Consider the following 11,561-nt stretch of genomic DNA (forward strand, 5'->3'; position numbering starts at 1 on the left):
TTACGTAGGGAATCAGGTCTTACGATGGATTTTTGTCGATCGCCCTTGGCGATGAGCCGCCGCAGGGTCAACGCTATGCTCGCCTTGAGCCCGCTCGCCCTGTTGGCGCGCGGCGGCTCGGCGTTGGCTGATTCGGCCCCCGTGCAGCACGCCATAGCGATGCACGGCCAGCCTGCCCTGCCCCCTGGTTTCGCCCATCTGCCCTATGCCGATCCGAAGGCTCCGCGCGGCGGCCGGATCATCTTCGGCCTCCAGGGCACCTTCGACAGCCTGAACCCCCTGATCGTTCTCGGCGTCGCGCCCGATGCCGTGCCGAAATATGTGCAGCAGAGCCTGCTCTTCCGCTCGGCCGACGAGCCTTTCACCGCCTATGGCCTGCTGGCCTCGCAAGTGGAGCTCGACGCCGATCGCAGGAAGCTCGCCTTCGAGATCGACCCTCGCGCAACCTTCGCGGACGGCACGCCCGTCACCGCCGCGGACGTGCTCTTCACCGTCGAGATGCTGAAGACGAAGGGCAAGCCCTTCCACCGCTCCAGCCTCGCGCGCATCACCAAGGCATCGGCACCCTCGCAGAAGCGGGTCGAGTTCGAGCTCGGCGACGGCTCCAACCGCGAATTGCCGCTGGTGATCGGCGCGCTGCCGATCTTCGCCAGGCACGCGACCAATGCCGAGACATTTGGCGATACGAGCTTCAAGCCCGCGCTCGGCTCCGGCGCCTATGCCGTCGGGGAGGTCCGGCCCGGCGAATCGCTGACGCTCAAGAGGCGGAAGGATTTCTGGGCCGAGGACCATCCGCTGACCCGCGGCCTCTTCAATGCCGATGAAATCCGCTACGATTTCTACCGGGATTCCAACGCCCTGTTCGAGGCGTTCAAGGCCGGGCTCTACGATGTAAGACTCGAAGGCGATCCGACGCGCTGGATGACCGGCTACGATATCCCCGCGGTGCATGACGGGCGCATCGTTCGCCAGACCCTGCATTTCGACACGCCAAAGGGCATGACGGGGCTCGTCTTCAACACACGCCGCCCGGTGTTCTCCGACGTCCGGGCGCGCGAGGCGCTCGGCCTGTTGTTCGATTTCGAATGGGTCAACCGCAACCTGTTCCACGGCGTCTATCGGCGCGCCGGCAGCTTCTTTTCCGATTCACCCCTGTCCGCCCTCGGCGTCCCCGCCGATGGCCGCGAGAAGGCCTTGCTCGCCGCTTTCCCAGATGCAGTGCGCGAGGATATCCTTTCAGGCACGTGGAAACCCTCGGAAACCGATGGATCGGGCCGGGACCGCGAGCAGGCGCGCAGGGCGCTCGACCTGCTCAAGGGCGCCGGCTATGCGCTCCAGGACGGAGCCTTGCGCAACGGCAAGGGCGAACCCTTCGCCTTCGAGATCACCGTCACCAGCCGCCCACAGGAACGGCTGGCGCTGAACTACGCGCAGTCGCTCGGCCGCCTGGGGATCACCGCCACTGTCCGGCTGATCGACGACGTCCAGTACTGGCGGCGGCTCTCTGCCTTCGACTTCGACATGATCCAGTGGACCTGGCCGGCCTCCGCCTCGCCCGGCAACGAGCAGATCGGGCGCTGGGGCGCGGCGAACGCCGAGCGCAAGGGGTCGCTCAACTACGCAGGGGTGAGATCGCCCGCCGTCGATGCGGTGCTGCGGGCCCTGCTCGGCGCCCGCGAGCGCGAGGATTTCGTCGCCGCTGTGCGGGCGCTCGACCGGCTGCTGCTGTCGGGCTTCTACGTCGTGCCGCTCTACTACCTGCCCGACACCTGGCTCGCCCTTGCGCGGGACGTTGTGATGGCAGGGCGCCAGCCGGCCTATTTCCTCTCCAGTGAAACGCTGGCGCGCCTTCCGGCCACGCCCGCTCCTGCGAATTGAAGGGCCGTCGATGCGAGCAGAACAGGACGAGGCTTCCGCCCTGCTCGATGGGCTCGATATCGATACGCTGCTCAAGGCCCTGACGCGCAGGCGCGGCTATGAGGCCGCCCTGCGCGACCCGCCGGGGCGGCGCGGCTGGAGCGATGTCAGCCCGGCCTCGATCAATTTCCTGCAGCTCGATCAGCGCATCGACCAGCTCGCAAGGCTTCTTGCCGCCAACAAGGGACAGCCGGGCGCGAGCGTCGCGATCCTGGCGCCTTTGGGGCCCGAGGCGGTCGTTTCCGTGCTCGCCAGCCTGCGTGCCGGCCTCTCCCCGCTGATGCTGCCGCTGCACGGCAACGAGCTTGAACTGCTGCGCCTCATCGAGGCTTCAGGCGCGGTCATGGCGCTCGGCGTCAGTCGCGTCGGGCCATTGCGGCCGCTGTTGATGCTGCGCAATCTCGCGATGCGCGCCTTCAGCACCCGCTTTGTCGGCGGCTTCGGTCCGGACGTGCCCGATGGCGTCGCGCCGCTCGACACCCTCCTGGCCAATGCGAGCCTGCATCCCCTGCCCGGGCCGGTCGAGCGCCCTTGGCTGCAGGTCGCCGACGCCGTCTCGCTTCAAGGTCCGCAGCGGATTTCCGAGCGGGAGATTCTCGGCAAGGCGCTCGAGATCTCGCGGGCACTGAAGCCGATGACCTCCTCGCGGATCGTCAGCACCCTGGTCGGAGGCGATCTCGCGGCGCTCGCCAGCGGGCCGGGCATGGCGATGCTCACCGGCGTCGAATTACTGCCGCTCGGCCTGTTCCACCTCGGCGATCTCCAGGCCTGCATCGAAGGCGGGCGCAGCGTCCATCTCGTGCTGCCGGGCAACATGGAGCCGGCACTGGCCCATTCGCGACTGGCGGGCCATCCGGCGCTCGCCAGCCTTGTTTTCGTGCAGCGGACCGGCAGTCAGCTCTCCTATCCGGCAATTGATCGCCCCGATCTCGCCATCGTCGACATCGCGGTGCATAGTGCTTCGGACATCACCGTCATCAGGCGCCAGACGCCCACGGGCTGAACAGCGCGATGACGATGATGGGGCGCGCATTCTGCGGAGTGTTCACCATGCTTTCCGTCGGTCTTGTCCTGCTTTCGCTCTCCGCGAGCCCGGCACTTGCCGTCGCCGACAAGGTCCCGCGCTTCGATATCAACGCCTCCTGTGGCAGCGCCGATAAATCGGCCACGGGTATCGGCCGCCCCGCCAGCGCCTGCCGCGACGACGAGGAAAAGGCCCGCACCGCGCTGGAAGCGCGCTGGTCGGAATACCCCGCCCAGGCCCGGACGACCTGCACCGAAGGCGCGAGCCTCGGCGGGCCGCCGAGCTATGTCCAGCTCATCACCTGTCTGGAGTTGGCGAAGAAGTAGACTTGCCGCCGGAGAGCGCCGCGGCGCGCAGCAGCGCGTAGAGCACCAGCGCATTGAGCAGATGCCAGAGCCAATGCGTTCCGAGCGGCACAGCGCTGCAAAGCAGCCCGTCGATACTGCGCATCGTCAGCGAAACGGCGAAAACCACACCGGCCAAGGCCAGAAGCTTGCGCTGGCCGCTCAGGGCCGGATCGCGCGGCATGGCGAGCGCGATGCCGACAAGCCCGAGCAGGAAGGCCGCATAGCCGGTGGAGCCTGCCACCATCGCCGGCAGAACCGCACGCCCCGCCCAGGAGAGAACGAGCGCGAGGCCGAAGAACGCAAGCGTCCCGATCGCCGTGATCAACCCTGATGCACCGAGGAACCGGCTCAGCGCGAATGCGAAATAGCCGAAGGCGAAGAGCTGGATCGGCACGACATCGGCCAGCACCGTCCAGCGATTCGGCATGGTGTGGAACAGGAAGGAGCCCGCCCGATCGCGAAGACCAGCAGGATCAATGTGAGCGCGATGCCGTCGCGCCCTTCCTGCCGGCGCCATAGCCGAAAGGCCATCAGCGCCGCCGCCAGAAAGGCGACGTTCGTCACCGCATTGACGGGCTCGGCCCAGAAGCTCGCATCGAGTCTTTCGCAATAGCCGAACCGCATCGATCCGCCCGTCCCTTGCCCGCCTCAGCGAACCCCGCCGTTGCGACAGCGTCATGTCGCGTGCCGACTGTTGCCTTGCCGCGGCCGGTCCGCAAAGCTCACGCGCTCATGCCGGGGAACACCAATATGCGCAGCCTTCGCCTTTCATTGTCCGCAAGCCTCCTGCTCGCAGCCGGAGCCACTGCCCCGGCGTTTGCCAACTCCGAGACCTGCGCGAACCTCTGGACCGCCCGTAACGAGATCTACAAGGCGCAGGGCTACTGCTTCCGCACGCAGCGCGCGATCGCGGCATTCGGCAACGCGGGTTGCCAGTACGACAATATCGAGGACGTGCCGCTTTCCGCCAATGACCGCCGCGTGATCGCCGACATCGTCCGGCAGGAACGGGCGCTGCGCTGCCCGCGCTGACCCGAAATCGTTCACGGCGATTGCCTGTGGAAGGCAGGGCTGCCCTGCGTCCAGCGGGGGCGAGGCCGTGCTAGAAGCCCCGGTCGCGCGCCTGCGCCCGACCAAACAAGGCGATTCACGACCGGCATGACGACAGCGATCGAGATGGGAACGACAAGGACCGGCGAGCCCGGTCTCATCGATCTCGCCGAATTGCTGGCGACGCGCCTGCTCGTCCAGGGCAATTCGGGCTCGGGCAAGTCGCATCTGCTGCGCCGCCTGCTGGAGCAGAGCGCCCCGCTCGTCCAGCAGGCCATCATCGACCCGGAGGGCGATTTCGTCTCGCTCGCCGACCAGTTCGGCCATGTCGTTGTCGATGCCGAGTGCGGCGAGGCGGAGCTGCAGCGCGTCGCGCTGCGCGTGCGCCAGCACCGCGTCTCGGTGGTCCTGAACCTCGAAAACCTCGAGGCGGACGAGCAGCTGCGCGCCACGGCCGCCTTCCTCGGCGGGCTCTTCGACGTCGACCGCTCGCTCTGGTTCCCAATGCTGATCGTCGTCGACGAAGCCCAGCTCTTCGCCCCGGTGATGGCAGGCGAGGCCTCGGACGAGGCGCGCCGACTCTCGCTCGGCGCCATGACCAATCTGATGTGCCGCGGCCGCAAGCGCGGCCTTGCCGGCGTCATCGCGACGCAGCGCCTAGCCAAGCTCGCGAAGAACGTCGCGGCGGAAGCCTCGAACTTCCTGATGGGTCGCACCTTCCTCGACATCGACATGCAGCGCGCCGCCGACCTGCTCGGCATGGACCGGCGCCAGGCCGAAATGTTCCGCGATCTCGAACGCGGCCAGTTCGTGGCGCTCGGCCCTGCCCTGTCAAAGCGCCCGCTGCCGATCAGGATCGGCACCGTCAGCTCCGTCGATCGCGGCAGCGCGCCGGGGTTGATGCCGCTGCCCGAACAGGCGCCGGCGGAAGCAGGCAAGCTGATCTTCACGCCCGGCGAGGACGAGCCGCCGCCGATGGCGCGGCCGGTCCGCCCGGCGCCGCGCCCACGCCCGGACCCGAACGAGGTGCTGCGCCGGATCGAGACCTACCGCCCGGCTCCGCAGACCGAGCCCGAGCCCGAGATCGAGCTGGAGCCGGAAGAGCGCGAAGCGATCATGGTCGAGATTCTGCGCGAGCTGATGGCCGACCCTGAAGCACGATCGCGCCAGGTCGCGGTGCTCTATCAGGATTTCACCGTGCGCTGCCGGATGCGCCGGCTCGGCCGGACGAATCTGAGCCTGGAGGAGTTCCGCCGCAGGCTCGCCGTGGCGCGGGCCGGCGTCAGCGACAGCGTCGCGACCAGCGAGGGCTGGCAGGCGGCAGTCGTGGCCTCGGGCACGCTGCCGGAGGACCTGCAGGGGCTCTTCCTCTACATCGCCCGCACCGCCATCGAGGGCAGGCCCTGCCCCAGCGATGCCGAGCTCGCCGAAGTCTATGGCAGCCACTCGCCCAGCCGGGCGCGGCGCCTGCTCGGCTATATCGAAGAGCGCGGCCTGATCGTCTGTCATGTCGACTTCCGCGGCCTGCGAACGCTCGCCCTGCCTGCGCTCGGCGTCGAGACCGCGCCGGGCCAGGCTCAGCCGCGCACGGCCGGGATGCCGCGCAGCGCCCGCGGATAGAAGCCAGCGCCGCGCGCTCGGTGACTTCAACTCACGAATGCTGTTCCAGCCGGCCGACTAATCACGCCCGCTTCGCACCACCATGTTCTCGCCTCCACAGGAGATCTGGATCATGGAATATCGGCGTTTGGGCCATTCGGGACTGAAGGTTCCCGCCCTCAGTTTCGGCGCGGGCACCTTCGGCGGACAGGGGCCGCTCTTCAGCGCCTGGGGCAACACGGACGCCAAGGAAGCGCACCGCCTCGTCGATATCTGCCTCGAAGCCGGGCTGAACCTCTTCGACACAGCCGACGTCTACTCGAACGGGGCGTCCGAGGAAGTCCTCGGCGAGGCGATCAAGGGCCGCCGCGACAAGGTGCTGATCTCGACCAAGACGACGCTGCCGATGGGCGACGGCCCGAACGATGCCGGCTCCTCGCGCAGCCGCCTGATCAAGGCGACCGAGGACGCGCTGCGCCGGCTCGGCACCGACTATATCGATCTGCTGCAGTTGCATGCCTTTGACGCCGGCACGCCGGTCGAGGAGGTTCTCTCGACGCTCGACGCGCTCGTCCGGGCGGGCAAGCTTCGCTATGTCGGCGTCTCCAACTTCTCCGGCTGGCAGCTGATGAAGTCTCTGGCCGCCGCCGAGCGTCATGGCTGGCCCCGCTATGTCGCGCATCAGGTCTACTACTCGCTCGTCGGGCGCGACTACGAATGGGAGCTGATGCCGCTCGGCCTCGACCAGGGCGTCGGCGCGCTGGTCTGGAGCCCGCTCGGCTGGGGCCGCCTCACTGGCAAGATCCGGCGCGGCCAGCCTCTTCCGGCCGGGAGCCGGCTGCACGAGACAGCCGAGTTCGGCCCGCCGGTCGAGGACGAGCAGCTCTACGCCATCGTCGACGTGCTCGATGCCATCGCGCAGGAGACCGGCAAGAGTGTGCCGCAGGTCGCGATCAACTGGCTGCTGCAGCGCCCGACGGTCTCCTCGGTCATCATCGGCGCCCGCAACGAGCAGCAGCTGCGCGACAATCTCGGAGCCGTCGGCTGGAACCTGACGGCCGAGCAGGTTGCGCGGCTCGATGCCGCGAGCGTCCGTACGGCGCCATACCCGTACTTCCCCTATCGGCGGCAGGAGGGTTTCGGCCGTCTCAATCCGCCGCTGGTCTGAGCCGTTATTGCGAGGAGCAGGGCGACGAAGCAATCCAGGGGCCGCAGGACGGACCACGTCAGCCGGATCCCCCTGGATTGCTTCCGTTCGCTCGCAATGACGGGCTGCTCCGTGCGAGCGCGCTTCGGGAGATGACCGCCGCGCAAAACTTGACCACCCCGCCCCCGAACGTGCATGACCTGTGGCCGTATTCACGGGTCCAGCCATGCGCGTTCTGTTGATCGACAACTACGACAGCTTCACCTGGAACCTGGTCCACCTCATCGGTGGCCTGGGAGCCGAGGTCGATGTCTGGCGCAACGACGCGCTGTCGGTCGAAGAAGCGCTGGGCGGCGAGCATGATGCGATCGTGCTCTCGCCCGGCCCGTGCACCCCAAACGAGGCCGGGATCTGCCTCGATGTCGTCCGGCAGGGCGCCGCCCGCAAGCCGATCTTCGGCGTGTGCCTCGGCCTGCAGGCGATGGGGCAGGCCTTCGGCGGCGACGTCGTGCGGGCGCCCGTGCCGATGCACGGCAAGGTCTCGCCGATCAGGCACAGGGCACGCGGCCTGTTCCGCGGCATCAACGGCCCGCTGCAGGCGACGCGCTATCACTCCCTCGTGGTCGATCGCGATTCCTGCCCGACTGTCTTCGACATCGAGGCCGAAACCGATGACGGCCTGATCATGGCGCTCTCGCACCGGGAGCTGCCGGTCCACGGCGTCCAGTTTCATCCGGAGAGCATCGCCTCCGAGCATGGCGCGACGATCCTGCGGAATTTCCTCGATCTCGCCCAGCGATGGCGCAGCGAGCACGAAGCCGCCGCCCTGACCCCATCAGCCTGATTTCCGCAGAGTTTCCATGGACGACTTCAAACCCTTCATCGCCAAGGTCGCGACCGGAGCGACACTCTCGCGCGAGGAGGCGCGGGACGCCTTCGACACGATCCTCTCCGGCGAGGTCACCAACGCGCAGTCCGCCGCCTTCCTGATGGCGCTGCGCGTCCGCGGCGAGACGATCGACGAGATCGCCGGCGCCGTCGGCGCCATGCGCGGCAAGATGCTGCCGGTGAAGGCGCCGGCCGAGGCGATCGACATCGTCGGCACCGGCGGCGATTCGTCCGGCTCCTACAACGTCTCGACGCTGGCTTCGATCATCACGGCAGCCTGCGGCGTGCCCGTCGCCAAGCACGGCAACCGCGCGGCTTCCTCGCGCTCCGGCGCGGCCGACGTGCTCACCGCACTCGGCGTCAAGGTCGGGCTCGATTCGTCCGGGACGGAGCGCTGCATCGCCGAGGCCGGTGTCGGCTTCATGTTCGCGCCGACGCATCACGCCTCGATGCGCCACGTCGCGCCGGTGCGTACCGAGCTCGGCACGCGCACGATCTTCAACCTGCTCGGCCCGCTCTCGAACCCGGCCGGGGTGAAGCGCCAGCTGATCGGGGCCTTCTCCGAAACCTGGCTGGAGCCGATGGTCAAGGTGCTGGCCTCGCTCGGCTCGACCCGCGTCTGGGCCGTGCACGGCTCCGACGGGCTCGACGAGATCACCACGACCGGGCCGACCCGCGTCGTCTCGCTGGAGAACGGCAAGGTCGAAACCTTCACGATCAGCCCCGCCGATGTCGGCCTCGAGCCGGCCAGGCCGGAGGAGCTGCGTGGCGGCACGCCCGAGCAGAATGCGGCCGCGCTGAACGCCGTGCTCGCCGGCGAGAAGACCGGCTTCCGCGATATCGCCGCCTTCAATGCCGCGGCAGCACTGCTCGTCGCCGGCAAGGCTGCGAACCTGAAGGACGGCTTCGCCCAGGCGACGGCCGCCCTCGACTCTGGCAAGGCCAAGGCGACGCTGGGCGCCCTCATCAAAGCCTCGAACGCGTGAGGGCGGCATGACCGACATCCTCGCCAAGATCGAAGCCTACAAGCGCCAGGAGATCGCGGCCGCCAAGGCCGTGGTGCCACCGGCCGAGATCGAACGCCGCGCCCGTGCCACCGGCAGGCCGCGCGGCTTCGCCGACGCTCTCGCCGCCAAGCTCGCGGACGGCAAGCCGGCCCTGATCGCCGAGATCAAGAAGGCGAGCCCGTCCAAGGGGCTGATCCGCGCCGATTTCGACCCGCCTTCGCTCGCCCGTGCCTATGCCGCCGGCGGCGCGGCCTGCCTCTCCGTGCTGACCGATGCGCCCTCCTTCCAGGGTCAGCCGGAATTCCTGACGCAGGCGCGCGAGGCCTCCGGCCTGCCCGCCCTGCGCAAGGATTTCCTCTACGAGCCCTATCAGGTCTACGAAGCCCGCAGCTGGGGCGCCGACTGCATCCTGATCATCATGGCCGGGGTCGACGACGACACCGCCAGGGCGCTCGACGAAACCGCGCGCGAACTCGGCATGGATGTGCTCGTCGAGGTTCATGACGACGCCGAGCTCGACCGGGCGCTCAAGCTCGAGAGCCGGCTGCTCGGCATCAACAACCGCGATCTGCGCAGCTTCCACGTCGATCTCGCGGTGACCGAGCGGCTGGCGCCGCGCGTCCCCTCCGACCGCATCGTCATCGGCGAGAGCGGCATCTTCGCCCATGCCGACATCGCCCGCCTCAACAAGGCCGGCGTCAACAGCTTCCTCGTCGGCGAGAGCCTGATGCGGCAGGCGGATGTCACGGCCGCGACGCGGTCGCTGCTGACCGGCACGGCGCAAGAGAGCGCGGCGTGAGCCGGCTCAGCCACCTCGACGCCCAGGGCCAGGCGCATATGGTCGATGTCGGCGACAAGGCCGAGACGACCCGCATCGCCGTCGCCGAAGGGAGTGTCGTGATGGCGCCCGGGACGATCGCGATCGTGCGCGACGGCAACGCCAAGAAGGGCGACGTGCTCGGCACGGCGCGCCTCGCCGGAATCATGGCCGCCAAGCGCACACATGAACTGATCCCGCTCTGCCACCCCCTGCTGCTCAGCAAGATCGGGGTCGATCTCACGATCGACGAGGCATTGCCGGGCGTGCGCGTGCGCGCCGAAGTGAAGATGAAAGGCCAGACCGGCGTCGAGATGGAGGCGCTCACGGCCGTCTCGGTCGCCTGCCTGACCGTCTACGACATGGTCAAGGCGGTCGACAGGGCGATGCGGATCGAGAACATCCGGCTCATACACAAATCCGGCGGCCAGTCCGGCGACTACGACGCAAAGGCTTCGCAGGAAGGAAGTCGAGCATGATGTCATCCGAAAACCGGTCCCAACTATTCGCTGCCGCGGACCTGCGGTTCGGCATCCTGCTCTGATGGCGCTCACCCCGGTCCCCGTCGCGCGCAAGGCGCTGCTCGACAGCATTCCAGGGCCGACCGGGGCCGAAACCCTGCCGCTCGCGCAATGCGCCTGGCGGGTGCTTGCCGGTGAGGTCAAGGCGCTCCGGACCCAGCCGCCCTTCGCCAATTCCGCCATGGACGGCTATGCCGTGCGCGGCGACGACATGGCGGCGGGCATCTCGCTCGCGGTGATCGGCGAATCCGCCGCTGGCCGGGCCTTCGAGGGCTCGGTCGGGCCGGGGCAGGCCGTGCGCATCTTCACGGGCGCGCCAATGCCGGAGGGCGCCGATACCGTCCTGATGCAGGAGGATGCCGACGGCGTCGACAGCCCGGCGATCCGCGTGCGGGTGCCGCCTGCCAGGGGCAAGTTCCTGCGCGCAGCCGGGCTGGATTTCCGCGAGGGCAACGTCCTGCTGCCGGCCGGACGCGTGCTCGACAGCGCTGCGCTGGGCCTTGCCGCCGCGATGGGACATCCGACCTTGCCCGTCCGGCGCAAGCCGCGCGTCGCGATCCTTGCCACTGGCGACGAGTTGGTGGCTCCGGGCGAGCCGGTCGGGCGCGACCAGATCGTCGCCTCGAACTCCTTCTCGCTCGCTGCACTGGTCGAGAAGGCCGGCGGTGCCGTTCTCGATCTCGGCATCGCCCGCGACGACCACGCCGACCTCGCGGCCAAGATCGGCCAGGCGCGGGACGCCGACGCCGACGTCCTCATCACACTCGGCGGGGCCTCGGTCGGCGCGCATGACCTCGTGCAGGAGGCGCTGACGCGGGCCGGCATGTCGCTCGGCTTCTGGAAGATCGCGATGCGGCCGGGCAAACCGATGATGACCGGCCGACTCGGCCGCATGGTCGTGGTCGGCTTGCCCGGAAACCCGGTCTCCTCGATCGTCTGCGGCCATCTCTTCGTCCTGCCGCTGATCGAGGCTCTGCTCGGCATTGGGGAGGCCGACCGCGACCGCAGCATCCCCGCCCGCCTCGGCCGTGACATGCCGGCCAATGACGAGCGCGAGGACTATCTGCGCTCGGAGCTCGCACTGAGGCCGGATGGCTGGGTGGCGACGCCCTTCGACCGGCAGGATTCCTCGATGCTCGGCACGCTGGCACGGGCGCAGGCATTGACGATCCGGCCTGCCCATGCCGCGCCGGCAAAAAAAGGCGACATCTGCCGCATCCTGCCGCTGCGCTAGATCACCGCTC

Annotated in this window: 12 protein-coding genes; 11 read left to right on the forward strand and 1 reads right to left on the reverse strand. The window is 68.6% G+C overall.

Annotation, left to right across the window (positions count from 1 at the left end; all coding sequences use genetic code 11):
- Nucleotides 1-51 precede the first annotated feature (51 nt).
- From AC1DNE_RS06960 to AC1DNE_RS06970, 3 genes are read left to right on the forward strand one after another with little or no spacing between them, the layout of a single operon-like run.
- Nucleotides 52-1,878: an extracellular solute-binding protein gene (locus tag AC1DNE_RS06960; protein ID WP_476765140.1), complete on the forward strand. Its 1,827-nt coding sequence runs from the start codon at nt 52-54 to the stop codon at nt 1,876-1,878.
- 10 nt (nt 1,879-1,888) lie between these two features.
- A complete protein-coding gene (locus AC1DNE_RS06965; protein WP_441470534.1) occupies nt 1,889-2,920 on the forward strand; it encodes an AMP-binding protein in 1,032 nt (343 codons plus the stop codon).
- Nucleotides 2,921-2,967: 47 nt separating this feature from the next.
- On the forward strand, nt 2,968-3,267 hold the full coding sequence (locus AC1DNE_RS06970; protein WP_441470535.1) for a hypothetical protein: 300 nt from the start codon (nt 2,968-2,970) through the stop codon (nt 3,265-3,267).
- Here AC1DNE_RS06970 and AC1DNE_RS06975 read toward each other — a convergent pair.
- Nucleotides 3,239-3,715, reverse strand: coding sequence for a hypothetical protein (locus AC1DNE_RS06975; protein ID WP_476765139.1), 477 nt, complete (start codon nt 3,713-3,715; stop codon nt 3,239-3,241). The two genes, AC1DNE_RS06970 and AC1DNE_RS06975, sit on opposite strands and share 29 nt — an antisense overlap.
- Before the next feature lie 323 nt (nt 3,716-4,038).
- Between AC1DNE_RS06975 and AC1DNE_RS06980 the strand changes: the two genes are divergently transcribed.
- The 8 genes from AC1DNE_RS06980 to AC1DNE_RS07015 all read left to right on the forward strand — a co-directional run bounded on the left by AC1DNE_RS06980 (nt 4,039) and on the right by AC1DNE_RS07015 (nt 11,551).
- On the forward strand, nt 4,039-4,320 hold the full coding sequence (locus AC1DNE_RS06980; protein ID WP_476765138.1) for a YARHG domain-containing protein: 282 nt from the start codon (nt 4,039-4,041) through the stop codon (nt 4,318-4,320).
- A gap of 126 nt (nt 4,321-4,446) precedes the next feature.
- Nucleotides 4,447-5,958 carry a helicase HerA domain-containing protein gene (locus AC1DNE_RS06985; protein ID WP_476810153.1) on the forward strand — a complete coding sequence of 504 codons (1,512 nt, stop codon included), beginning with the start codon at nt 4,447-4,449 and terminating at the stop codon, nt 5,956-5,958.
- A 112-nt stretch (nt 5,959-6,070) separates the two neighbouring features.
- Nucleotides 6,071-7,105, forward strand: coding sequence for an aldo/keto reductase (locus AC1DNE_RS06990; RefSeq protein WP_441470539.1), 1,035 nt, complete (start codon nt 6,071-6,073; stop codon nt 7,103-7,105).
- 205 nt (nt 7,106-7,310) lie between these two features.
- Nucleotides 7,311-7,928 carry an anthranilate synthase component II gene (locus tag AC1DNE_RS06995; RefSeq protein WP_441470540.1) on the forward strand — a complete coding sequence of 206 codons (618 nt, stop codon included), beginning with the start codon at nt 7,311-7,313 and terminating at the stop codon, nt 7,926-7,928.
- A 16-nt stretch (nt 7,929-7,944) separates the two neighbouring features.
- On the forward strand, nt 7,945-8,958 hold the full coding sequence (trpD, locus tag AC1DNE_RS07000; RefSeq protein ID WP_476765135.1) for an anthranilate phosphoribosyltransferase: 1,014 nt from the start codon (nt 7,945-7,947) through the stop codon (nt 8,956-8,958).
- A gap of 7 nt (nt 8,959-8,965) precedes the next feature.
- Entirely contained in the window at nt 8,966-9,778 is an 813-nt protein-coding gene (trpC, locus tag AC1DNE_RS07005; protein WP_476840994.1) for an indole-3-glycerol phosphate synthase TrpC, read from the forward strand.
- Nucleotides 9,775-10,275: a cyclic pyranopterin monophosphate synthase MoaC gene (gene moaC, locus AC1DNE_RS07010; RefSeq protein WP_476765133.1), complete on the forward strand. Its 501-nt coding sequence runs from the start codon at nt 9,775-9,777 to the stop codon at nt 10,273-10,275. The genes trpC and moaC overlap by 4 nt, the downstream gene beginning before the upstream one ends.
- 64 nt (nt 10,276-10,339) lie before the next feature.
- On the forward strand, nt 10,340-11,551 hold the full coding sequence (locus tag AC1DNE_RS07015; RefSeq protein ID WP_441470544.1) for a molybdopterin molybdotransferase MoeA: 1,212 nt from the start codon (nt 10,340-10,342) through the stop codon (nt 11,549-11,551).
- Nucleotides 11,552-11,561: the final 10 nt, after the last annotated feature.

It is taken from the genome of Allobosea sp. 05L423, assembly GCF_056397745.1.